A 23,879-nucleotide genomic window follows, 5' to 3' on the forward strand; every position below is an offset into this window, starting at 1 on the left:
TTCACGTGCCCACCCCGGTGAACCGGCGCACGGCGCGCCGCCAGACCACCGCCACGAGCAGCGCTCCCACGCCGATCCACAGCGCCTGGACGCCCAGCCCTGCCAGGAGCTGTGTGGTCGGGCCGGGGGCGATCAGTGCGTCGATCGGGAAGCTGAACGTCCACTCGAACGGGAACCACCCGGCCGCGCTCCGCATCCACCGCGGCAGCAGTGCGAGCGGCACCAGCCGTCCGGACAGCAGCAGCTCGAACAGGAGGTAGAGCTCGAACAGCGCGCTCGCCCTGGTGGTCCAGAAGGTGACCAGCCCGATCAGCCACAGGAACAGCGAGCGGATGACGAACGCCGCCCAGATCGAAACCAGGAAGACCAGCACGCCTGCCGGGGTCGGATGCGCCGTCGGGTGGAACAGCAGGACGAGCACGGCGGCGACGGGAAGCCACTGGGCGATCCAGACGATCTTGGCCCCGCCGAAGCCGGCCAGGTCGTAGTGGATCGGATGGATCGGCAGCAGCATCCGGCCCGACATCCGGCCGGTGGTGATCCGGTGCTCGAACCCGGCCGGCGCGTAGCCGACGTTCATGTTCCGCACCAGGGTCCAGGTGATGTAGTAGGCCGCCAGGGTGCCGGGCGTGTATCCGTTGACGGATCCGCCCAGGGAGTCGGCGATCGCCGACCACACGATCAGGTAGATCACCGGTTCGGTGAGCATGCCGACCATCAGCAGCAGACTGCTGGCGCGATAGGTCAGCTGCTGGGTCATCGACTGCCGGCCCGCGGCCGCGTAGAAGGCGCCCAGCGCGCGCACGCGGTCCGCCGCGCCCCCGACCGTCATGGAACCGCCGCCGTGGCCGGGGCGCCGCGGCCCGCCGGGTCGGCGCGGTCGACCCGCAGGTCGACCGCGTCGGAGGTGAAGATGTGCTCGATGACGTCCTCGATCGCGGGCCGCGTCACCGTGAGGTCCGTGACCCCGCCCCCGGCCAGCAGCCGGGTCGTCACCTCCGGCACCCGCGCCGCCTGGACCCGGACCCGCAACCGCCCGGCCGAAGCGGGCCGGCACTCGCCGAACCCGCTCAGGTCCACGCCGGGACCGGTCGGCGTCACCTCGATGTCGCGGTGCGCGGCGAAGCGCTCGCCGAGCCGCGACAGGTCTCCGTCGTGGAGCACCCGGCCGCAGTGGACCACCACAACCCGTTGGCAGAGCGCTTCGATGTCGGCCATGTAGTGGCTGGTCAGCAGCACGGTCGCGGATCGGGTCCGGTTGTATTCGGCGACGAACGTCCGGATCCGCCGCTGCATGGCGACGTCCAGGCCGAGGGTCGGCTCGTCCAGGAACAGCATCTCCGGCCGGTGCAGCAGCGAGCCGACCAGCTCCATCTTCATCCGTTCGCCCAGTGAGAGGTTGCGTACCGGCTTGCGCACCAGGTCGCCGAGGTCCAGCAGTTCGACCAGTTCGTCCCTGGTCTGCCGGAATCGCTCGCGGGGGATCCGGTAGATCGCCCGGTTGAGCTCGAAGGAGTCGACGGCGGGCAGATCCCATTGCAGCTGGTACCGGTTGCCCATGACCAGCGCCATGCGGCGCAGGTAGGCGGGCTCGCGCCGGGCCGGATCGTGGCCCAGGACGCGCACCGACCCCGCCGAGGGATGGAGCAGGCCGGAGAGCAGTTTGAGCAGGGTGGTCTTGCCTGCCCCGTTCGCGCCGAGGACGCCGACGATCTCTCCCGGCTCGACGCGTATGCCCACGTCGTGCAGGGCGTGCACCTGGTGCTTGCGTCGGCGGACCAGGACGCTGAGCGCCGAGCGCAGCCCGGCATCCCGTTCCGCAACGGTGAACGACCGGCCGAGCCCGGACGCCTCGATGGCCGCAGGGGTCACGGCCGGTCCGTCCGGGCACCGAGCGGGTCGACGAGCACCATCCGGAGCTCGGCCGTGTACGGCGCGCCGGCGGCGTCGGTCAGCCAGGTCTGCCCGAGGTCCGGCAGCATTTCCGAGATCGTCACGCTCCGGCGTTCGGCGGTGCCCGCCGCTGCCCGGCGCACCGCGCGCGCGGTCTGTTCGAGCATCAGGACGCTGCTGAAGTCGGTCAGGGTCGGCTTGCGCTCGGTGTGCACGCGGCAGAAAGTCCGCACCGGCATGTCGTTCGCCTCCCGGAACTTCTGCGCCTCCCGGAACCGCCGGGCCGCGGTTCTGGCGAACGCCCACTCCAGCTCGGCCGGCTCGAAGCTCCAGGCCTCCCGTTGGAGCACCAGCCGGCCGATCGAGATCCGCGGCACGTGCCGGGCCGGCGCCAGCGGGCGGAACGCGCCCACGATCGCGGCGGAGACCTGCTCGGCGAGCACCTCCAGCAGGTTCCACGGTCCCTCGCCGGTCTTCGAGACCACCACCAGGCGGCCGTTCTCGCGGCACACCTCCAGCGCGGCCGACGGGATCACCGGCCCGGGCGCGCCGGTGTCGCTGTCGTGCAGGCACCAGTACCGGAAGCGCGGCGAGAGCAGCGCGGCCGGATAGCTGCGGGAGTTGACCAGCGGAGAGTCCTTGCTGGGCACCGAGTACCAGCGGTGGCCGGCGTGGTCGCGCTCCGCGGCTTCGAGCAGCCGGCCGACGTCCGCGTGCCGCTCCACGAAGGGGCGGGCCTCGAGCGTGTTCGTGGCCGGATGCAGCTCGCCCATCACCGCCGTGAACTGCCCGCGGCGCACCGCGTCCAGCCCGGCCGCGGCGATCATCAGGTCGGGGGAGTGGTGCCGCGCCGCGGACCACAACGGGGCGGTCGCGGGGAACTCCCGGCGGACCGCGGCCCGGATCGACTCGACGGTCTGTTCGTGGCGCCGCGCGCCGTCCGGTACCTCGAGGATCCGCGCCCACTTGGCCTGCAGCCGGGACACCGCGTCTGCCACCGGTTCCGGCGGCCCGCTGCGGGTCGTCAGCTGCCGGGTGGCCATCCCCAGCATCTGGGACAACGGGAGGCGGTCGCGGCCGGTGGCGCGGCTGTGCCGGTCGAGCAGGGAGCCGAACAGGTCCAGGTAGTTTCGACCGGTGCAGCCGGCGAACCATCGGGCGCTGTCGGCCACCAGGCCGAGCGGCCCGCCGATCGCCGCCTGCACCGGTCGTCCGATCGCCAGATCCACGTCGCGCCTGGTGTCCTCGTAGACCAGGGTCCGCCCGGCGTACATCTCGCCGTGCCTGCGTACGGCGTCGCTGCCGGTTATCCGCACGAACGCTTCGTCCAGCGCCGCGGTGGCGGCCATCAGCCGGTCTGGCCGGCCGGCCGCCGCGGCGACCGCGTCCCGGCCGCGCTCGAGCTCGTCGAGCGCGGCGAGCGCACGCTCGCGCGGCTCTCGGTCGCCGACCAGGGCGAGCCGTTTCCGCAGCGTCCGTTCGGGACGCGCCTCGATCGGACCGCTCAGGTCCATCCGTACCACGCCGTCGTCCAGCCACGGCCGCAGCTCCTGGACGATCGAGTCGACCGTCGAGGTGTTCCGCTGCGCCGCCAGCTCGGCGAGGGTCCGCGATCCGTCGCACATCCGGAGCAGCGACAGGACGCCGGGCAGCGGCTCGACGGGTTCCCGGTAGGGGCGCAGGAGCCGGTCGTCGTCCACGAACACCCCGCCGGAGAGCACCGGCCGCAGCCATGGACGCATGCCGGGCTGGTCGGACAGCCGCCGGGCGAGCGTGTCGATCGCCCAGTTCTCGAAGTAGACCGTGCGGTCGGCGAGCAGGCCGGGCCCGCCGGCACAGTCCATCGGCCGGTCGGACTCGGTCAACCGGCCCCAGGCGGCCGGGCCGAAGAAGCCGATGGTGTCGTTCTTGACCGTGTACCGCTGCAGGTAGTTGGCGACGAGTTGCAGATGCTTGAGCTCCGTGGTCCGGCCCGGTTCGGCCGGCCGACCGACCTTGTCCACGGCGCTGCGCACCGCGGCGGGGTTCTGCCAGGCGACGGCCTCGCGGAACCGCGGGTCGGCCGCCACCTCGCGCAGTGAGTCCGCCAGCCGTTCGAGCTCCGCCTTCCACAGCTCGTCGAACTCCCGGTCCGGAAGATCGGCGGCCCGCGCCAGGCCGGGCGCCGAGAGCCGGCCTGCCTCGGTCACTGGGAAGCCGGCGCCGCGCACCACGACGTCACGCCATACGGCCCAGTCGGAGCCGGCCAGCGGAAGCAGGTGGGAGCGCTCGTCCGGGTCGGTCCGGGGACCGGCGGTCCGGTCGGCCGCGTCGCACCTCTCGTCCGGATCGGCCGGTGCGTCGTCGAACGCGGTGCCCGGCGCGGTGGACGACCGCGCATCCGTCCCTGGCCGCGCGGGCCGTCGCGGTGCCGTCACTGGTCCCCCTCGGCGCCGGGCGCCGGGTGGACGGTCAACGGCAGCTGCCGGCTTTTCGGCGGCGCGAGCGCCGGACCGGGCACGAAGGACGCGCACAGGGAGCGGGTCAGCTGCGTTCGGTGCTTCTCGTACGGCTGATACGACTGGTGGTCGAAGTCCAGGTAGCGGTTGCGGTAGCACCAACGGCAGTCCTCGAACTTCGGGTCGATGTGCTCGCGGCCGGCGCCGTGCTGGGCGCGCAACGACCGGTACTGCTCGTTGTTCCAGATCTCGCGCAGGCCGGAGGTGTTCAGATCGCCGATCAGATGGTGCTCCGCGGGCGAGCCGATCAGGTGGTCGCAGAAGCCCACGCCGCCGCGGTAGTTGACGTACAGGTACATCCAAGGATGCGTACAGGTCTTGTTCGCCGTGTCGTCGTCGGCCCAGATCTCGTCCAGCGCCGTGTTGAGCTGCACGTCCACCTCGGTCGCCTCGGCCACCTCCGCCAGTTCGGCGAGCGCGCGGACCACGTCGGGACGGTGGTAGGCCAGCTGGTCCGGATGCCCGTCCGGGAGGGTGATCGGGCTGAGATGCATGCCGATGCCGAGCCGTGCCGCGTGCTTGGCGATGGTGGTCAGCTCGTCGAGCGCCGCGGGCTGCACGGTCACGTTGAGGTGGATGTCGCCGGTGCCCACTCCGCTGGCGTGTGCCTCGTCGACCAGCACCTCCAGGTTGCGCAGTACCACGTTCATGTCGGCGCCGCGGCGGACCTTCCCGAACGTCTCGCGCTCGCCGGCGTCGAAGGACACCGAGATCAGGGCGCCGGACCGCACGAGCTTGCGCCATGTCTTCTCGTGGAACGCCGTCAGGTTGGTCACCATGCGGACCCGGCAGCCGTGATCGAGGGTCTGGTCGACGAAGCGGGGGAACTTCTTCAGGATCGTGCTCTCGCCCCAGCCGCGCAGGTCCACGATCTCGGCGGTGGGGAACAGTTCGCGCGCGATCCGGTCGAACAGCTCCTGACTCATGTTGCGGGAGCGGTCGAACTTCCCGGACGAGCGGCACATCGGGCAGGAGAGGTTGCAGTTCTCGGTCAGCTCCACGAACAGCACCCGGGGCAGGCTGTGCAGGAGTGTCGCCCGCTGCTCGAACTCACGGAGGTTCAGCTCGCGGTTCTCGACGCGGGACCTGCTCCACTCGACGTGACTGCTCAGACGCTGCTGCGCGGCCGGAGTGCTCTCGATCATGCCTGTCACGGCCCTTCTGTCAAGGCGTTGCGGACCGCGTCCACGAACGCGGCGCGGAATCCCGGGTCGGGGAAGATCGAGTACTCGTGGTGGTCGGCCTCGACGCGGTGGCGGATGACGCGCCGGGCGTGGGGCTCCCAGTTGCCGACCAGGTCGTCGGCGATGTGGGCGTTGAAGTAGTGCAGGTCTCCGGCGTAGTAGCCGGGGTGGTAGAACCGGTCGGCGCGCAGGGCGCGGGCGTAGACCTCCAGCTGTCGCCGCAGCGCCTCCGGTCCGACCGTCTCCGCGAGCACGCGGGCCTCTTTCAGGCTGCTGACGACGCCCGCGTCCCCGACCGTGATGGTGCAGGGCACGTCGACGCCGATCCGGCGGAGCAGTTCCTGCAGTCTGCCGCCGATCAGCACCTCCTCCGAGGACACCCCCGCCGCGAGCGAGGGGTCCGGCGGCTGGCTGTCGATGAGGGCGAGCATCGCGACCCGCCGGCCTTCCGCCAGCAGTCGGCAGGCGACCTCGAACGCGATCGCGCCGCCGGTCGAGAAGCCGCACAGCAGATACGGCCGCTCCGCCGGCAGCTGCCGCAGCTCCGCCACGTAGATCGAGGCGAACTCCTCGATGCTGCGGGGCACCTCGCGTTCGCCCTCCAGCCCGGCGGCGCGCACGCCGACCGACTGCACCGGCAGTACCGAACGCAGGGTCCTGATGGCCATCGCCGTGCCGGAGGCGGAGTGGAAGTAGAACAGCGTGGGAGCATGCGGATCGAAGTCGGCCGGCAGCTGGAGGCAGCGGTCGGACGGCGCCCGCTCGCGCAGGTACGCGGCGACCCGCTCGACGGTGTCGCGGGAGGTGAGTTCGGCCCGGGGCAGCCGGGTGCGGGTCATCTCGAACAGCCGGTCGGTGATGCGGTCGGCCGCCTCGTCGTCGCCGGACGTGCTGAACGCGGTGTCGATCGAGACGTCGGCGAGGTCGAGCTCGTCCGCGTAGGCCTCGGCGACCGCCGCTTCCCACTGGTCCCGGTAAGGCCGCCTCGGGCTCTCCGGCACCGGCGCAAGTCCCTGCTCCACGAAGCCGCCAATCTCTCGGATGTCTGGCGAAAACGTTAGGGAAGTCCAGTGTTCAAGCTCTGATCGCGTTCTGAACGGCGCCGACAGACGGCCTTCATTCCTTCACCAGTGCCCGTGCATAAGCTCATCGGCCGGGACGGGGCCGGTTCCGAACCGTTCCGTTCTCACCTTCGAACCCGCTGGGAGAGATGTGTCCGCCGTACGTACGAAGAGCTTCCCGTCCTGGCCTCGGCTGGGCCCGCAGGAGGCCGACGCCGCCGCCGCCGTCCTGCTGACCAACGAGCTCTCACAGAACTCCGGCCGTCACGTCGCCGAGTTCGAAGAGGCTTACGCACAGTGGCATTCGGCGCCGCACGCGATCGCCGTGAACAACGGCACCAGCGCCATCCACCTCGCGCTGGCGGCCCTGGGCATCGGCCCGGGCGACGAGGTCCTGGTGCCGGCCTACACCTTCGTCGGGTCCGCCTCCCCCCTTGCCTACCTCGGCGCCACCCCCGTCTTCGTGGACATCGACCCGGACACCTACTGCATCGACCCGGCCGACGCCGAGGCCAAGATCGGTGAACGCACCCGGGCCGTCATCGCCGTGCACCTCAATGGTTACCCGGCGCCGGTCGGGCAGTTGGCGGAGATGGCGCGCCGGCATGGGATCAAGCTCATCGAGGACACCGCCCAAGCCCACGGCGCCGAGTTCGACGGCCGCCGCGTCGGCTCGATCGGCGACATCGGCTGCTTCAGCTTCTGGCAGGACAAGACGATGACGACCGGAGGCGAGGGCGGAGCCCTGCTGACGGCCGACGCGGACCTGGCCGCCTCGCTGCGTACGCTGCGGGACCACGGCCTGGTGCCGGCCGGCCCCGGGCTGTTCCATCACGCCGTGGTCGGCTACAACTACCGGCTCACCTCGCCGCAGGCGGCCGTCGGTCTTGTGCAGTTGGGCAGGCTCGACGATTTCGTCGCCGCGCGCCGCCGCAACGGCGCCCTGTACGACGAGGGCCTCGCGCAACTGCCCGGCCTCTCGCTGCCGAAGACCGTGCCCGGTGGGGCGGCCGCCCCGTGGAAGTACACCCTGCGGCTCACCGCCGACCCGTCCGTCCTCGACGTCGTCACGTTGGTCTCCGAGTTGCAGCAGGCGGGGATCCCCGCGCAGCGCCGCTACCCGATCCCGCTCACCCGCCAGCCCGTCTTCGCGGGCAACCCCTCCAACGAGACCTGCCCGAACGCCGACCTGTGCGCGAGCACGGCGTTCTGTCTGCCCGTCCACCCCGCGGCCGAGCCCGAGCACGTCCAGGACTGCGTCGATGCCCTGGCCAAGGTGCTCTCCGACCACGCGGTGGGCGTGGCGTGACCACGGCCCCCGAGATCGCCGTCATCGTCACGGCGGACGCCGGCGGTCCTGGTGGGCTCGGTGCGGTCCTGGCCGCGGTCGACTCCCAGGTCCCGGCGCCCGTCGAGCGGGTCCTGCTCGGCTTCGGTGCTCCCGTCCCCCCCGCGGTGCCCGAGGGCTGGACTGTCCTGGCCGGTGACTGGCCGAGCCGGGCGCAGGCCCGCACCGCAGGCTGGGCCGCGACGGACGCCCGCTGGGCGGTGTTCGTCGACGCGGTCGTCCCGGCGGGTCTGCTCGCGGCCGCTCAGCGGGCCGTGCGCTCCGCGCGGTCCGACGTCGCGGTGCTGTCGCCCGGCAGCGAGGACGGTGAGCGCGACTACTGGGCGCTGCGCGTGGTCGACGGCATCGAGGCGGCCTCGGTCTGGCGGCGTGCCGCCGCCGAGCTGGTGGGCTGGTGGCCGGATCGGTGCGACGGGCCCACGTCGCTCGACCACGCGCTCTGCCTGGATCTGACCGCCGCCGGCTGGCGCGCCGCCGGCTTCGCGGCACCGCCGATGTCGCGGTCCGAGGCCGACGCCACGGCCGACGCCTGGCAGAAGCGGTCGCTGGCGATAGTTTCGCTGCACGCCGGGCGCGAGAGCACCTTCTCCCGCTGGGAGGAGGTGCTGCTGAAGACCGAGCTGCCCGCCCGCACCTCGCTCTACGTGGTGGACAACAGCCGAGATCCGGAGTTCACCGAACGGCTGCGGGCCGCAAGCGTCGGGATCCAGGCCGCCCGTGGGCTCGAACACCTCGACTTCACCGTCGACCGCACCGTGTACCGGGCGTCGCCGGACGAGTGGTACCTGAAGCGGGAGCGGAATCTGCACGTGGCCCGCCTTTACGCCTCGGTCCTGCCGAGGATCAGGGAAGACCTGGTCCTGACGCTCGAGGACGACATCGACCCGCCGGCCGACGCCGTGCGCCGGCTCGTCGAGGAGTACTCGCGCCCGAGGGGAACGCCGCTCGCGGCGATCTCCGCGGCCTGGGACCGGGTCGAGGGGCGCTACGTCTGCGGGGGCAGGGCCGGGCCCGAAGGCGGCTGGGGCGCCCCGATCCCGTGGGAGGAACTGCCGGACGGGCCGCTCGACGTGGGCTGCGTCGGCGGCGCCTGCACCGTGTGGGCCAACGCCGTCGTCTCGCAGACACCGGTGTCGTTCGACTGGGAGGCGACGATGGGCTGGGACGGGCTGCTGTGCACGCGGGCCCGGGAGCGCGGGTTCACCGTCCGGATCCATGGCGGAGTCAGGTGTGTCCACCACACCTGGGGCGTGCTGCGCGGATCGGAGTGACCGTGGCGCAGGGGCAGGCCGACCTGGTGTCCGGTATCGAGGTGCACGGCGTGACCGGGCCCGAAGGCCTGTGCACGGCCGCCCTGCGGGACGGCGCACCGCTTCCGGCACCGGGCGAGGTGGCTGCGCTGCTCCGCGAGCACGGCTACGCGGGCTTCGAGGTGTGCCTGGTCGCCCCTGGTGTGGAGCCGGGGTGGGCATCCGAACTGGCGGCGCGACTGGGCGAATCCGTGCACGTGCCCGCGCCCGGCTACGTCGTCGCGGACATGCGCCGCGGCGTCCGGCTCAAGTGGGCGGACGGCGCCGACGAGCGGGCCGACGCGTGGCGATCCCACCCGCCGCACGCCGGCGCCGTCCCCAGGTTCGCCGATCACCAGGACCGGCTGCTGCCCCGCGGCCTGCCGCCGCATCTGGAGCCGGCCGACGGCCGATCGGCCATGATGACGACGGCAGAGGTGCGCGATCGGCTGCGCCGGTTGCTGCCGGCCGTGCCGACCTCCGCCTACCTGGGCGACCACCGGCTGTTCGACGAGGCGGCGCACCGGGTGGCCCGCCGGCTGCGGGCCGGGCTGCCGCCGCTGGAGACCGAGTACCGGCGGCTGCTCGGCGGCGTCGGGAGGCTGGTCACCCGCGGCGTGGAGATCGAGTTCCACGCCGGTCACGGTGCCCGGGCGGCGGACGGAACGCTGCTCAGCACCCCGCAGATCGACGCGATCGCCGTGCTGTTGCGGGCACGCGGGCTCGCCCGCGACGCCCGGGTCCGGCAGCACGGCGCCGACCGTGGGCCCGACGGCGCCGAGCCCTACAGCGAGGACCGCCGCACCTGGCGGGTCGAGCTGGAGGAGGCCGAGGGAGACGGCGAAGTCGTCTCGCCGATCCTGAGGGACACCCCGCAGGCGTACGAGGACCTTGTCGCGGTGTGCGCGATCATCCGCGGTTGCGGCGGCCGCACCAGCGTCCGGGCCGGTGGCCACGTCCACGTCGGGGTCCCCTTCGGCACCGACACCGCCCTGCACGCCGGCCACCTGGCCCGCTTCCAGGCCCGGCAGTGGCTGTACTTCCGCCTGGGTACCTCGATCCGGGCCGAGGCGCACCGGGGCACGCGGTTCTGCCAGCCGCTGCCCGGGCCGCCGCCCGTGGACGCGACCCGGATCAGACAGCTGCGGGACGACCTCAAGCGCCGCTTGGAGCACCCGGCGCTCAAGATCGCCAGGTCGGTCGGCCGGGCCGGCGACTCGATCGAGTACCGGCACGGTGACGCGAGCCTGGACGCGGCGGAGTGGTGGACCCGCGCCGCGGCGTTCGCCGCCGACGTCGTGCTGACCGTCACCGCTGACGGGCACACGACGCCGCCCCGGGCGTGGGCGCCGGTCGGTGACGGCCGCACGGTGAGCGACCAGACGGTGCTGGCCGCCCGCGACGGGGTCCAGGTGTACCGGCCCGAGCCGCCCGGTGACACCGTCGAGGTCCGGAGCATGCTCGACGAGTACCCCTGGCCGCGGTTGCGCCGGCACCTCGCAGAGCTCTACCACCTCACCCCGCCGTACTGGCGGCGCCGGCCGGACACGGATCCGGCCGGGCTGCCGGTGCCGTACGACGTGGCCGCGCTACTCGGCCGGCATCCCGACGCGCCGGTCGACGAGGAGTCACGGCGGCGGCTGGTCGCCGTGCTCGACCACATGCACGCCGTCGGGGCGGTCTCCTCCGAGACGCCTGAGACGCCCGCGGCCCTGCGGGCCCACGCCGTCGCGGCGGTGGGCCCCGGCCCGGAGCCGGTGGTCGAGCTCGGGCGTCGGCTGCGCGCCTGGGACGCGCTGACCGACGAGCCGGACACGCCGCCGAGGTTCGAGGACCTGGCCGCGCTCGCCGCCGCGGGGCCCGAGCCCCTCGCGGCCCTGGCCGGCCGCCCGTTCGTGTCGACCGCATCGATCAGAACGCTGCTCGCCGACGCCGCCGACGGCACGGGCAGTCCTGACGGCGACGCCTGCGGAACGCGGGCGTCGCCGGGCAACAGCGACAAGGAAAGGAGCCGGAACTGTGAGGAATTTCGATAGCGTGCTGGTGCTCTCGCCGCACGCGGACGACGAGGTGCTCGGTTGCGGAGGGCTGCTGTCCTCGGTGTCCGCGGCGGGCGGCGAGGTGCACGTGGTGTACCTGTCGGTGGACGGGATGGGGCACTACGGGCTGGCCGAGCCGGTCACCTACCAGGCGCGGCTGGACGAGATCGAACAGGTCAGTGCGCTGCTCGGCTTCGGCCACACCGTCGTCTACGGCGACCGGCAGCTCAACGAGCGGCTCGACACGCTTCCCCGCAGGGAGCTGGTCGACGTGTTCCAGGAGCAGATGGACCGGCTCCGCCCGGACCTGCTGCTGCTGCCCAGCGGCCGGGACTACGACCAGGACCATGCGGCCACCTTCGCCGCCGGCTTCGCTGCGGCCCGGCCGATCGGCTCGCAGTTCGGCAAGTGGCTCGTCCCGCATGTGATGAGCTACGAGTCGTCCAAGATCCAGTGGGCGTCCGAGCCGCTGCCGCTGTCCACTGCGTACGCCGACATCACCGGCCGGCTCGACGCCAAGCTGGCGGCGATGCGGGCCTACCGGTCCCAGCACCGGCCCGCTCCGCACATCCGCAGCGAGGAGTCGATCGCGGCGCTGGCCACCCTGCGCGGCGCCGCGATCGGTGTGCGGCACGCGGAGGCGTTCGAAGTCCACCGGACCGTCCTGTAGCCCTCGGACGGGATCGACCTCATCCGCGCCCGGGCCGGTGTCGTGCCCGACACGCACGGCCCGGCCCACGCCGCCGACGCCGACCGGCTCCGAAACGAGCCGACGGCCCCGACCCGAAGGAACCCCAGGAATGGCAGAACCCGAAATCACCGTCGTCATCCCCGCCCACAACCGGACGCGAGCCCTGCAGCACTGCCTGGCCAGCCTGCGGCGCCAGACCCTGGACCCGGGCGCGTTCGAGATCATCGTGGTGGACGACGGGTCCGTCGAGCCGGTCGGTGAGACCGTCGCGCAGTTCGCCGACGGTGACCGGATCAGGCTGCTGCGGCACGAGCGCGCCCGGGGCGCGGGCGCGGCCCGCAACACGGGCGCGGCGGCGGCGCGCGGAGGGCTGCTGGTCCTGCTCGACGCAGACGGCCTGTGCCACCCGGAACTGCTGCGCGCCCACCTCGACGCCCAGGCTGACGGCCCGGTCGCCGTCTGCGGATACGGAGCCGGGCGCGAACTGACCCCGGCGCAGTGGCGACTGAAGTTCGGAGCGGACTGGGACTTCTCCGATCCGGACGCTGTCTTCGCACGGCTGGCCCGGACCCCGTCCCTGCTCGATCCCCTCACCGAGCTGCTGGCCCGGCCCCGCCCGGCCGACTGGGCGTTCTTCTGGACGCTCAACGCCGCCGTGCCCAAGTCGTCCTTCGACCTCGTCGGCGGATTCGACACGCGGTTCGAGGTCAAGGGCATCGAGGACATCGAACTCGGCTACCGGCTCGCCCGGGCCGGCCTGCCCACGGTCTTCGCCCCTGCGGCGATCACCCTGCACCAGCCGCACGAGCGCGACCGGAACCGCGAGGTGGTGCGCGACCGGCGCAACGAACACATCCTCGTGCGCGAATACCCGAGCCTGGACGTCGAGGCGGTGTGCAGCTACGACATCGCCCACTCCCGCGACGTGATCCCGGCCCTGGAACGGTTCTCCGACCGCCTGGACGCCGCGACCGCGGACTGCGGCCGCCTGGCCGCCCTGGACCGGCTGACCCGCCGGATCACGGACGCGGACGGCCCCGTCCTGCTGGTCGGCGCGCCGCAGGGCTGGCCGGCGGGCTCGCCCGCCCCGGACACCGTGTGCTACCCGGCCGACCTGCCGTCCGACGGCCCGGGGCACCACCTGCGGCTGCTCGGGACCCGGCTCCCGGGCGCCGGGAAACACTACGCGCTCGGCGTGATCACCGACTACTGGCGCCACTTCCCGGACGGCACCTTCAGCCGCGTGCTGGCCGAGATGGACCGGATCTGCCGCGAGGTGTTCGTCCTGTCCGGCGTGAGCACCGCGCCGGCGCCCGCGCCGGACCCCGAACTGAGCGAGGCGCTGGCGGCGTACGACCGCCCGTACTGGGAGTTCACCGCACCGCTCCGTCGGGAACTGCACCAGTTCGACCTGACCGAGTACGAGGTCGGCACCCCCGGACCGGCGGCGTTCCGCTGCACACCGATTCCCTGGCCGATGACTGAACTGACCGATGTGGGCGTGCCCGCAGGCGAGGAACGTGTACCGCGATGAGAAGCCTAGTGACCGGAGGAGCCGGATTCATCGGCTCCCACCTGACCGAACACCTGCTGGCGGCCGGGGACGAAGTCGTCGTCCTCGACAACCTGGCCACCGGGAGCATGGCCAACCTGGCGTCGGTTCGCGGGCACGCGCGCCTGCGAACCGTCACGGGCTCCGTCTGCGACGAGGCACTGGTGCGACGCGAGGCCGCCACGGTCGACCGGGTGTTCCACCTCGGCGCCCTGGTCGGGGTGTTCAATGTCCTGGAGGACCCGCTCGGCGGACTGCGGACCAACATCCACGGCGCCGAGAACGTCCTCGCCGCCGCACACGAACACGACGTGCCGATCCTGATGGTGTCGAGCAGCGAGGTGTACGGCAAGAACAGCAAGCCGCGGCTGACCGAGCAGGACGACCAGATCCTGGGCCCGCCCCAGGTGAGCCGCTGGACGTATGCGGAGGCCAAAGCCGTCGCGGAGTCGCTGACCCACGGCTACGTGGCCAAACACGCGCTGCGGGCGGTCACGGTGCGGCTGTTCAACACCGTGGGGCCGCGGCAGACCGGACGCTACGGCATGGTCGTCCCGCGGTTCGTCGGCCAGGCGCTGGCGGGCGAACCGCTGACGGTCTACGGCGACGGGGGGCAGCGGCGCAGCTTCTGCCACGTGCTTGACATCGTCCCGGCGCTCGTCGGGCTGCTCGAGGACGGGACGGCCCACGGCGAGACGTTCAACCTGGGCGGCCTCGAACAGGTGGACATCGCCGAGCTGGCCCGGCGGGTCGTGGCCGTCACGCAGTCGTCGAGCGAGATCGTGCACGTCGAATACCAGCAGGCCTACGAGACCTACGGTCCCGGCTTCGAGGACGTGCCCAGCCGCGCGCCCGACTGCGCCAAGGCCTTCGCGCAGATCGGCTACCGGCCGCGCCGCGATCTGACCACGATCATCGCCGACGTGGCGGCGTACCAGGGTGCGGCGCCGGCGCTCGTGTAAGGGACCGGTGCGACTAAGGGACCGGTGCGACGCGCTTCGTCCGCCCCGCGCTCCGGCGCGGCCCGGGGATCTCCTCGCGGCCGCGCCCGGCGCCGGGCCGGCGCCAGGCGGGGGACAGGCGGTTGCCGCAGCGCGTCAACCGGCCGACGGAGCCGCCGGTCGGTGGGCCGGGCGGCGGGAGGGCACGGCGCGGTGCGCCCGCCCGCCCGCGCAGTCCGCCTGCGCGACCTGTGCCGCGGGCGGACCGAAGGGCTGCTCGGCTTCGAGCGCGTAGTCGGCGACGAACCGGTGCATCTCGAAGCAGCCCGGCGACGGCTCGGAGATCAGGGACTCGGCGACCAGGCCGAGCAGCAACTGTCGGCAGCGCGCCACAGGCAACCCGGTGAGCGCGGCTGCGGCCTCGACCCGGATGCGGCGGTCCGCGCCCTCGCCCAGGCGCCGGAGGAGCCGGGCCGTTGCGTCGTCGAGCACCCGGTACGAGCAGGTCAGGGCGCGGCGCAGGTCGAGGTCGGGATCAGGGGAGAAGAAGGCTTCGAGGCTGTTCGCCGCGGTCCGCAGCTCTCCCGCGATCGACCCCAGCGACCGGCTCGGGTTCAACGACGCGCGTGCGGCCGCGACCGCCAGGGCGATCGGCACCCCGCCGCAGGACTCGACGATCTCCTCGACGGCCCGCGCCTGGTCGGCCGTCCGGGCCGGCCCGATGTGCCGCTCGAGGACGGCACGGCCCTCTCCCGCGCTGAACGGCAGCACGGACACTGGATGGGCGTTGTGAGTGACCAGCAGTTGTTCGAGCACGTTGCGGCTCGTGACGAGGGTCATGCAGCCGGGCGCCGACGGCAGCAACGGCTGGACCTGCTGCGCGTCCCTGGCGTTGTCGAGCACGATCAGGACCCTGCGGTCGGTCAGAAGGCTGCGGTACCTGCCGGTCAGCCCCGGAAGAGTCGAGGGCAGGTCCCCGGCCGGCAGGCCGAGGCACTCGAGCAGGCAGCGCAGCGCGTCGGCGGGCGCGAGGGCCGCGGCCGAGTCGTCGAAGCCGTGCAGGTTCACGAAGAGCTGCCCGTCGGGGAAGCGCTCGGCCAGCAAGTGGGCCGCGTGCACGGCCAGCGCGGTCTTCCCGATTCCGGCCATACCGTTCATCGTCGCGATGACCGGGCCGGAGGCGTCGGCCGTGAGGGCCAGGATCCGGGCCAGCCCCTCGTCCCGGCCGACGAACACCGGCGGGCCGGGCGGAAGCTGGGCCGAGTGCGGGTGCCGGCGCGGGGCGGGGTGCGGGTCCGCGGCGGTCGGCGCGGGCGCCGTGTCCTCCGGATCCGCGGCGGCGTCCGTGCGGAGGTTCTGCCGCAACACCGCGGTCTGGGCGGCGCGCAGCGCGTCGCCGGGCTCGATGCCCAGCTCCTCCGAGAGCGTGGTCCGGATCCGCCGGTAGACGTCGAGCGCCTCGACCTGGTGGCCGGCCGCGCCGAGCGCGCGGACCAGGGCGGCTTGGAGCCGTTCGTCCAGCGGATAGCGCTCCGCGGTCAGCTGGAGCAGTGGGAGCATCCAGTGCCCGTGGCCGATCCGGTCGTGGATCCGCGCGGCCTCCACCACCGCCTTGGCGTACTCGCTCTCGGCGGCCTGGAACAAGGCGGTGTCGACGATGTTCTGCGGGCTGCCGGTGCCCACGGAGCCCCGCCGCAGCGTGAGCGCCTCGCTGTACAGGCTCGCCGCCTGCTCCCAGTCGGATCGGGCAGCGCGGTCGCGGCCGCGTTCGACGAGCCTGCGGAACACGTGCAGGTCGACGGATCCCGGATCGACGTCCAGCCGGTAGCCGACGCTGCTGCGCAGCAGCCAGCGTCCGGCATCGCGCCGGCCCAGATCGGGTTCGAGCATGCGTCGCAGAGCACTGATGTGGTGGTGGACGACGTTCGCGGCGGTGGCCGGCGGGTCGTCCTGCCAGAGCAGGTCGCTGATGTCGTGGGGTGGGACCGACTCTCCCGCCCGGATCAGCAGCAGCGTGAGGACCGCGCACTGTTGAGGGCCGCCCAGGGGGAGCGGGGTGCCGTCCAGGCTGGCGCGGATCGGTCCCATGATGTCGAAGGTGAAGGGGCCCTTGGAGCTGTCCCGTCCCGGTCGTGCGTCAGAGCCGCGGGATTCTGTGGCGATGCCCGGTGTCGTCATCCGACACCTGCGCCGGGCTGCGAGCGGCCGTGCAGCGGATCGGTCGGCACGAGCCGGGCCGCACGGCCGCGGGGGTCCGCGCGCCGGCCCGATCCGGTCTCAGCCAATGGACGCCCCGGCGCAGGCGCCCGCCGGACTGAGCGCCTCGTCGATCCGGGCGCAGATCTTCTCCGCGGCCACCGCGTCCCGCCAGTGCGGCAGCTCGTCCGGGCCGCCCTCGACGAACGCGAGGAACGCCGCCACCTCGGCGCGGTACGCCGCGGCGAACCGGGAGCGGAAATCGGGATGCGGGCCCGGGGCGGTGAGCGGCCGGGTGTCCAGCACCGCACGGGAGCCGATGAGCTCGGCATAGGCGTGGCAGCCGCCCGGACTGGCCCGCTTGCTCACGACGGAGCACACCGTCCCGCAGGCCAGCGTCAACGTGGTCACCAGGAGGTCGGTTGCCGCGCCGGCGCCGCCCGAGGACGCCGAGACCTCGACGACCGCGGACCCGAAGAGCCACAGGATCAGGTCGATGTCGTGGATCTGCAGGTCGAAGGCGAGGCTGCCGCCGGCGACCTGGTACCCCTGGGGCGGCGGGGCTCCGTCCAAGCTGGTGAACGCCGCGAACCCGAACTGGCCGGGCCGGGCGCGGTACTCCTGCCGCAGTGCGGCGTACTCCGGGGAGAACCGGCGTTGGAAGCCGATCCGCAGGGGCACCCCGGCCTCCTCGGCGAGCGCGCCGAGGCGTGCGCTGGCCTCCGGCTGTGCCGTGCACGGCTTCTCCAGCAGCACCGGGACCCCGTGGGGCAGCAGACCGGCGACCACGGCCGCATGGGTGTCGGTCGGCGTGCACACCACGGCCCCGTCCGCACCGGGCAGTTCGGCCGCATCCGGGACGACGCGGCAGCGGAGTTCGGCCGAGAGCGCCGCGGCGCGTGCCGGGTCGGGTTCGACCACTGTGACGTCGGCTCCGAGCTCGGCGAGATTGCGGGCGTGGGTGCTGCCGATTCTTCCGCCGCCGACGACGGCGATGCGGGGTCGGCCGATCTGGGTGCTCATTGTGAAGGCTCCAAAAAATTCGGGTCGATCAGCAAGTGCCGACCGGGCGGCGATTGTCGGAGGACCGCAGGCCGCAGCAGCGCAGCCACGGTCACCTGTCGGCGTACGTCCACCCCTCTTCGTCCCCGTTGTCGTTGTGGATGTCGTCGTTGTCGTTGTCGTGAAGTGGCTTTCCCCGGACAAGGACCCAGCCGATCAGTCGCCGATAGATGGAATCTCTATGCCGGATCCACAACTCGTCTACGTGTTGCAGACGTGATGTTGATCCGTGGCTGGTGTATTGGCTCCGGCCGGGCGGCCAGGCCCGGAGCCATCCGACGAGGTCGGCCGTCCCCGCCGTACGGCTGACGCATCGTCATCCCCACGCAGACGCCTTGCGCTGCATTCACCACCAGATGGACAGGACCTGACACCGATGAACAACGCACCATCTCCGTCGTCCGGGCAGGTCTCCCGCTGGCCGCGCTGGCCTGAAGCGGACGAGGACACCGAGCGGGCGATGATCAGGACACTGCAGAGCGGGCGGCTGGCCGTCAGCGGCAACAAGAGCATCTGGCAGTCGCAGAACGTCGCGGCCGCGGGCACCGTGGCGCGGATGTCCGGCCGCCGGCACTGCGTCCTGGTCACCAGCGGATCGAGCGCGATCGTGACCGCGCTGCACGCCCTGGGTATCGGGCCCGGTGACACCGTGGCCATGACTGCGACCACGTGGGTCAGCTGCGCCACCTCGGTGTTGCGCGTCGGAGCCACGCCGGTGTTCTTCGACGCCACCCCCGAGTCGCCGTGCGGCGACGTCGCGACCCTGACCGAGACGCCGTCGGCGATACTCGGCATCCATCTGTACGCGCAGCACTTCGATGTGGATGCGGCCCGGGCCCGGTTCCCCGGCGTGCCGGTGGTCGAGGACGCTTCCCACGCCCAGTTCGGGACGACCGCCGACGGACGCAGGATCGGCTCGCTCGGCGACATCTCCCTCCTGAGCCTCCAGGCCACGAAGATCATCACCAGCGGCGAGGGCGGCGCGGTCCTCACCGACGACCCGGAGACGGCGACCCGTCTGGAGTCGCTGGTCATGGACTCGCGTCGACGTGTCGACGTGGTGTCGCGCACCTCTGCCAACGAGCTGGAACCGGCGCACCTGCTCCACGGGGCCAACCACTCGCCGCCCGAGTTCGCCGCGGCGCTGCTCGTCGACCAGCTGGCCAGGTTCGACCGGCAGGCGCGACGCCGTGCGGAGGGAGCCGGGATCCTGGCAGGGGCCCTCGACGGAAGCCGATGGTCGATGGCCGCCGACCGGAGCGCCGTCGCCGGCGGAGCGTTCTACGGCGTCGCGGTGCGCGTCCCGGCCGGTGTCGGCAGTCCGGCCGAGGTGATCGCGGCCGTGGAGGAGCAGACCGGCCTGATCCTCGACTCGGTGTACCCGCCGGTCGTCGAAGGTCCGCTGTACCTGCCGGAGACCATCAAGCAGTTCGCCGCCCTGCGGGCCCCCGAGGTACCGCTGCCCCACTCCCGGACCTGGCACCGGGACTACGTGGTGGTGCCACACCACGCCTTCCTCGCCGACGAGTCCCGGCTGGTCCATCTGGCGGCCACGCTCCGGGGACTCGACCGGGAACCGGCCGTTCTCCGGCCCGCACTGCCGAGGGACCGTCCGACCATCGAGGTCGTCATGGTCACCAGGGGAGATCGGGACACCCTGGAAGCGGCCGTGGCCGGCGTGGCGAAGCAGGATGTCGAAGCCGACGTCAGGCTGGTGGTGTGGGTGGACGCCGACCGGGTCCCGGCGGCCGTCGCGGACACGGGCTGTGCCGTCGTCACCCTGGGCGCCGACGGCGTGCTGCCGAACGAGCCCTTCGCGCGGATCGCGGCGCTCCGGGAGCTGGCCGTGGCCGGGTGCACCGGGGACTTCGTCGCCTTCCTCGACGACGACAACGAATGGGAACCCGACCACTTGTCCAGCCTGCTGGCCGTCGCCGACGCGGGCTGTCCGGCGGCGCACTCGTGGCGGACCCTGATCGATCATTCCGGCTCGCCCGCCACCGTGGACCGTTTCCCGTGGCTGCCGCCCTCGGAGGCTGCCGCCGAGCTGTTCGAGCAGCTGTCCGCGGTCCGGGTGCTGGAACCCGGCAGCCCGATCGTCCGGGACCGCGCCGTGATACCCGCAGCGGGCTTGAACGGGATGGTCGACATGGGGGCGTGGCTGCTGCGCCGCGATCTGTTGCGCCTGCTGACATTCCAGCGCACCCGGAGCGAAGCGGAGGTCCAGGCGAGGGTCGGAGAGGATGACATCCTGCTGGAACAGATCCGCCGGCTGGACATCCCCGTCGGATGCACCGAGAGGCCGACCCTGAGATACCGTCTGGGCGGCATGTCCACGCCGGAGTACCGAAAGCCGGAACCGCCCGTACCGGACGCGACGTCGGCCGTACCATCCACGTCGGCCGCACCGGTCGTGACCTCAGAGGCCTCATCGTGACCCCGCACGCCCTCCCCCGGCCGGCTCTCCTCCTTCCGGCAGTTCGGATTCCTCGAACCGGAAGGCTTCTTCGACGCCGGAACCGTCGCCTCTCTCGAAGTGGAGGTGACGGCGCACCTCGCCAGTGCCGATGATCTGCCCACCGAGATCCCCGACGTGGCACCAGCTCCAGGACGGAGGCCGAGGGCTACCACCAACGCTTCGGCCTCGTCCACGTCGACTTCGCGACCCAGAAGCGCACCCCGAGGGCCTCGTACGCCTGGTACCGCGACCTGATCGCGGCCCACCGGGCCCGGCACGCCGGATAGTTGGGCCTCGCGGTGGGGACGGGACAGCTCGGACTCGATGCCCGGGTGGTGGGCCTTGTGGGACAGAGCCGCTCGCGGCCGCGCATCGCAGCCGCACCCGCCGTAGCCGCGCCCTGCCCGGTGCGAGTCGCGAGCCCGAGGCCTGCGGCTCGCACCGGGCGGCTGCGGTCACTCCCCGTCGGCCTCGGCTCCGCGGGCGGGTTCTTCGGGAGACCAGCGGAGCGTCACCTCGAAGTGGACGCCGGCGGAGCCGCCCGCCAGGATCACACCGACGCTGCCGTCCAGTTTGACGCCGAACTTGACCTCGATCTCGTCGGGTCGGCGTGGCAGGGCACGGAACGCCTCGATCACGTCGGATGCCGTGTTGACCACGGTGTGCAGCGAGTCCCGCACCGTGGCGCTCGCTCGCTCCAGACTTCCCCGGCCGGCAGGCGCGACGCCTGCGCCGGCGCTCTCGCTCTCGACCACCAGCGTCCCGCCGGACGCGAGGGCGAATTCGGTACGTGTTGTCACTTGGCCTCCTGGCCTGGGGATCAGAATCCGCAGACGGAGCTCTGCGTCGGCTGCGGATAGGCGTCGGCCCGGACCTTGTCCAGCTCGGCGAGGATCGTCGGCAATCGGGTCGGGTCGTTCAGGTAGTCGACCACCGCGTGGTTGAAGGCGGCCGCCATGGTGCTGGGCATGCTGTCCGAGGCGTCGAAGCAGAGGGTGGCGGACGAGGTCAGCAACTCGCCGATCCGACGGGCGACGCTGCCGGTGGCGTAGCCGGACGCCAACCGCGTGGTGACGGCGCGGTTGGCGGAGAAGGCCGAGGCGGGCTGCCGGCTCGGCCAGATCTCCTGGGCCTCCGGGCTCGCGAGGAAGGCCATGAACTTCTCAGCCTCGGGCGAGTCGCGGAACATCGCGACGAGATCTCCCGACACCTCGTACGCCGGTGCCGGTGCCGGTGTCGGCGTCGGCGTCGGCTGGAACTCGGGGAACGGGACGAAGTCGTAGTCCCTGCCAAGGACGGGTTCGGTCGGTGCCGCAGGGTCCGGGGCGACCGGGGCGCCGTGGGTGAGGGAGCAGCCGGGCGGCGCGGTGAAGAGCGGACGGGCCCCCTCGCCGTAGCCGGTCAGGAGCGCCGTCAGCGGCCCGCCGTGGATCGCGCCCGGTGCGGCGACGATCCGGCCCCATGCCTGCCAGGCCTCTGCGACCTCCGACGAGCTCCACCCGAGCTTGCCGTCGACCCAGTCCGTGTAGGTGTCGGCACCCGACCGGTGCAGCAGGATGTCCTCGATCCAGTCGGTGCCCGGCCACCCCGAGTTGGGCGGGTCGGCCAGGGCCAGGCACCAGGGCGTCCCGCCCCGTTGGACTATCGACTCGCCGACGCCCACCAAGCCGGCCCAGCTGTCGGGCGGCCGGGCGGCGAGCTGCTGGGGGGCGTACCAGATGAGGCTCTTGACGGAGGCTTTGACCATGACGGCGTACGGAGCGCCGTTCACGGCCTCCCCGGCGCGGGACCACGGGGGGCCGTAGTCGGACTTGAGCAGATCGAGGAGTCCGTTGCCGAGTTCCTTGTCCTGGAAGCGGTCCAGCCGGACCAGGTAGCCCTGCTGCGCGTAGGAGCGCAGCGCCCCGGGGTTGGCCATGACGGCCAGGTCCGGTTCCTCGCGCTTCTGTACGGCGGTCCGCAGCACCTGGTCGAGCGCCCGGGTGGGGGCGGCGCGGACGGTGATGCCGGTCCTGGCCTCGAAGGCCGTGAGCACTGCCTGGAAGGCGTTCTTCTCGGCCTCGGCGGTCCAGGGCGTCATGACGACCAGGACGCGCCGGCCGGACGAGCCGCCGAGGCAGGAGGCGGACGCCGCCAGCAGGGCGAGGACCAGCAGGAGCCGGAGAGCCGCCTGGCGCTTCTGCCGCATCACTGGCCTCCGAACCGGTACTCGTCGATGCGCGGGTTCAGTGCGAGAGCGGCCGCCGTGGCCGCGGCCGAGGTCAGCAGCACGAGAAGGGCCGGGAGGACGGCGGAGTAGGCGTCCGCGTCGGTGGCACCGCTCGTGAACGCGTCCTCCGCCTCGGCCTGTTGGTGACCTGTCTGCCCCGTCCCGACGGTCGCGGGTCCGGACGTCGGCGGTGCCAGGCGGGTTCCGCAGGACCCGGCGGCCGGGCATTCCTGCGCGAGGATCGCGTACAGGTCCGCGTCGGCCCGGGCGGCGGACCGGCTCGCCTGCTGCTGTGCCAGGGTGACGGCTTCCGTGAACGGACCGTCCAGGGCCGAGCCCAGGCGTCCGTCCGAGACGCGGAGCGACAGACCGCACAACAGGGCCGTCGCGGCGAGGGCGAGCACGGCAGCCGTCAACAGGATGCTCGACCGACGCCGGAACCGGCGGCGCAGCACCACCTGTGTCCGCGCGAACAGCACCAGCACCAGCGTGAACGGCACCAGGAACAGCAGGTCCGCGGCGCCCGCCAGCCACATCGAGTCGCGCCGGGCGGTCAGCGCCGCGTTCTCCTCCTTCCGCAGCCGGTCCAGCGTGGCCGAGACCTCCCGGTACTGCAGGGTCGCGTACCACAGGGCCGGCAGGGCGCGGGTGAGGTCACCGGTCTGCTGGTAGTCGGCGGCGGCTTGTTCGAGCTCGGCGTTGTAGTTGACGACGAGCCCAGCGACGAGTTGCAGGTCACTGGCGCTCGCCGGGCCCGCCACGTTGTCCCCGGCCAGTTCCGCCAGGTTCTGGTTGATCGCGGCGATGTCGTTCCGGTAGTCGTCGCCGAGTCCGCCGAGGACCACGGTGCCCTGCTGGAAGCCGTGCACCGCCACGCGTTGGGCATCCGCGAGCGCGCCGTACGCGGCCTCGGCCCGGAGTACCGCAGGGGCGGCCCGTTCGCCGATCGCGTCGGTTCCGGTGTGTGCCTGGCTGGACGCCACCAGGCACAGCGCCCCGGTCAGCAGGCTGCCCGCCACCAGCGCCCCGCGGAGCCGGCGCAGGGTGCGCGCGGTCGTGGAGGGCGTCGCCGGTTCGTCCGCCAGTGGGCCGTCCGCCGGCGGTCCGTCCGCCCCCGGTCCGTCCGGCGCCGCTCCGTCCGCCCCCGGTTCGGGCGCCACCGTGCTGGGGGCCGTCATCCGCCCGTCACCGCCGAGCTGTCGGTGAACTCGTGGTCGCAGTCGAGGTTCTCGCAGTACCGCGCGCCGGCCACCGCGACCCGGCCGCACCGCGGGCAGTCGGGCCGCGGTGCCGACGGGTGCCCGGGCGCCGAACCGGCCCGCGCCGACGGGTTGCGCGAGAGGCCGTACGAGGTGCTGGTGGCCGTGCCCATCATGGCCTGCAGGACATAGTCCGGATCGAGCTCCGGCAGCAGGCCGACCACGCCGCGTACGGCATCCTCGATCCGGACGACCTTGG

At 72.6% G+C, this 23,879-nt stretch carries 17 protein-coding genes and 2 pseudogenes; 8 read left to right on the top strand and 11 right to left on the bottom strand.

Annotated features, from left to right (window positions below; translation table 11 throughout):
• Nucleotide 1 precedes the first annotated feature (1 nt).
• The 5 genes from VR45_RS12235 to VR45_RS12255 are packed head-to-tail and all read right to left on the bottom strand — an operon-like array spanning nucleotide 2 to nucleotide 6,597.
• The gene (locus VR45_RS12235; protein WP_045939734.1) at nucleotides 2-832 is read right to left on the bottom strand and encodes an ABC-2 family transporter protein; all 831 of its coding nucleotides are present in this window, start codon (nucleotides 830-832) and stop codon (nucleotides 2-4) included.
• Entirely contained in the window at nucleotides 829-1,872 is a 1,044-nt protein-coding gene (locus VR45_RS12240; RefSeq protein ID WP_045939735.1) for an ATP-binding cassette domain-containing protein, read from the bottom strand. The genes VR45_RS12235 and VR45_RS12240 overlap by 4 nt, the downstream gene beginning before the upstream one ends.
• Nucleotides 1,869-4,310 carry a lantibiotic dehydratase gene (locus VR45_RS12245; protein WP_045939736.1) on the bottom strand — a complete coding sequence of 814 codons (2,442 nt, stop codon included), beginning with the start codon at nucleotides 4,308-4,310 and terminating at the stop codon, nucleotides 1,869-1,871. Before VR45_RS12245 ends, VR45_RS12240 begins: the two co-directional genes overlap by 4 nt.
• Nucleotides 4,307-5,536: a radical SAM protein gene (locus VR45_RS12250; RefSeq protein WP_045939737.1), complete on the bottom strand. Its 1,230-nt coding sequence runs from the start codon at nucleotides 5,534-5,536 to the stop codon at nucleotides 4,307-4,309. The genes VR45_RS12245 and VR45_RS12250 overlap by 4 nt, the downstream gene beginning before the upstream one ends.
• Before the next feature lie 5 nt (nucleotides 5,537-5,541).
• Nucleotides 5,542-6,597: a thioesterase domain-containing protein gene (locus tag VR45_RS12255; RefSeq protein ID WP_234325949.1), complete on the bottom strand. Its 1,056-nt coding sequence runs from the start codon at nucleotides 6,595-6,597 to the stop codon at nucleotides 5,542-5,544.
• Nucleotides 6,598-6,787: 190 nt separating this feature from the next.
• Between VR45_RS12255 and VR45_RS12260 the strand changes: the two genes are divergently transcribed.
• The 6 genes from VR45_RS12260 to VR45_RS12285 all read left to right on the top strand — a co-directional run bounded on the left by VR45_RS12260 (nucleotide 6,788) and on the right by VR45_RS12285 (nucleotide 14,517).
• Nucleotides 6,788-7,945, top strand: a complete 1,158-nt coding sequence (locus VR45_RS12260; protein WP_045939739.1) for a DegT/DnrJ/EryC1/StrS family aminotransferase — start codon at nucleotides 6,788-6,790, stop codon at nucleotides 7,943-7,945.
• On the top strand, nucleotides 7,942-9,255 hold the full coding sequence (locus VR45_RS12265) for a hypothetical protein (RefSeq protein ID WP_045939740.1): 1,314 nt from the start codon (nucleotides 7,942-7,944) through the stop codon (nucleotides 9,253-9,255). The genes VR45_RS12260 and VR45_RS12265 overlap by 4 nt, the downstream gene beginning before the upstream one ends.
• Nucleotides 9,256-9,257: 2 nt before the next feature.
• On the top strand, nucleotides 9,258-11,309 hold the full coding sequence (locus VR45_RS12270) for a hypothetical protein (RefSeq protein ID WP_159394192.1): 2,052 nt from the start codon (nucleotides 9,258-9,260) through the stop codon (nucleotides 11,307-11,309).
• Nucleotides 11,293-11,982, top strand: a complete 690-nt coding sequence (locus VR45_RS12275) for a PIG-L family deacetylase (protein ID WP_159394193.1) — start codon at nucleotides 11,293-11,295, stop codon at nucleotides 11,980-11,982. Before VR45_RS12270 ends, VR45_RS12275 begins: the two co-directional genes overlap by 17 nt.
• Nucleotides 11,983-12,112: 130 nt before the next feature.
• On the top strand, nucleotides 12,113-13,537 hold the full coding sequence (locus tag VR45_RS12280) for a glycosyltransferase family 2 protein (RefSeq protein WP_045939743.1): 1,425 nt from the start codon (nucleotides 12,113-12,115) through the stop codon (nucleotides 13,535-13,537).
• On the top strand, nucleotides 13,534-14,517 hold the full coding sequence (locus VR45_RS12285; RefSeq protein WP_045939744.1) for an NAD-dependent epimerase/dehydratase family protein: 984 nt from the start codon (nucleotides 13,534-13,536) through the stop codon (nucleotides 14,515-14,517). The genes VR45_RS12280 and VR45_RS12285 overlap by 4 nt, the downstream gene beginning before the upstream one ends.
• Nucleotides 14,518-14,652: 135 nt before the next feature.
• On the opposite strand, the gene VR45_RS12290 is transcribed toward VR45_RS12285, so the two are convergent.
• The gene (locus VR45_RS12290) at nucleotides 14,653-16,584 is read right to left on the bottom strand and encodes a BTAD domain-containing putative transcriptional regulator (RefSeq protein ID WP_052709030.1); all 1,932 of its coding nucleotides are present in this window, start codon (nucleotides 16,582-16,584) and stop codon (nucleotides 14,653-14,655) included.
• Nucleotides 16,585-16,773: 189 nt separating this feature from the next.
• Entirely contained in the window at nucleotides 16,774-17,715 is a 942-nt protein-coding gene (locus VR45_RS12295; protein ID WP_045939745.1) for a Gfo/Idh/MocA family oxidoreductase, read from the bottom strand.
• Between the two features lie 415 nt (nucleotides 17,716-18,130).
• On the opposite strand from VR45_RS12295, the gene VR45_RS12300 reads away from it, so the two are divergent.
• Together VR45_RS12300 and VR45_RS48565 are read left to right on the top strand one after the other, a co-directional pair.
• Entirely contained in the window at nucleotides 18,131-20,191 is a 2,061-nt protein-coding gene (locus VR45_RS12300; protein WP_078896454.1) for a DegT/DnrJ/EryC1/StrS family aminotransferase, read from the top strand.
• Between the two features lie 230 nt (nucleotides 20,192-20,421).
• Nucleotides 20,422-20,499, top strand: a pseudogene (locus VR45_RS48565) (hypothetical protein); the annotation flags it as partial.
• A 168-nt stretch (nucleotides 20,500-20,667) separates the two neighbouring features.
• On the opposite strand, the gene VR45_RS12305 reads toward VR45_RS48565, so the two are convergent.
• The 4 genes and pseudogenes from VR45_RS12305 to VR45_RS12320 all read right to left on the bottom strand — a co-directional run.
• Complete coding sequence (locus tag VR45_RS12305; protein ID WP_159394194.1) at nucleotides 20,668-21,012, bottom strand: CU044_2847 family protein; 345 nt, start codon at nucleotides 21,010-21,012, stop codon at nucleotides 20,668-20,670.
• 20 nt (nucleotides 21,013-21,032) lie between these two features.
• Nucleotides 21,033-22,400, bottom strand: coding sequence for an ABC transporter substrate-binding protein (locus tag VR45_RS12310; RefSeq protein WP_045939747.1), 1,368 nt, complete (start codon nucleotides 22,398-22,400; stop codon nucleotides 21,033-21,035).
• Nucleotides 22,400-23,599: a hypothetical protein gene (locus VR45_RS46865; RefSeq protein ID WP_045939748.1), complete on the bottom strand. Its 1,200-nt coding sequence runs from the start codon at nucleotides 23,597-23,599 to the stop codon at nucleotides 22,400-22,402. Before VR45_RS46865 ends, VR45_RS12310 begins: the two co-directional genes overlap by 1 nt.
• A pseudogene (locus VR45_RS12320) lies at nucleotides 23,596-23,879 on the bottom strand (hypothetical protein); the annotation flags it as partial. The pseudogene VR45_RS12320 and the gene VR45_RS46865, both read right to left, overlap by 4 nt.

This window comes from Streptomyces sp. NRRL S-495 (genome assembly GCF_000966955.1).
Taxonomy (GTDB): Bacteria; Actinomycetota; Actinomycetes; order Streptomycetales; family Streptomycetaceae; genus Kitasatospora; species Kitasatospora purpeofusca.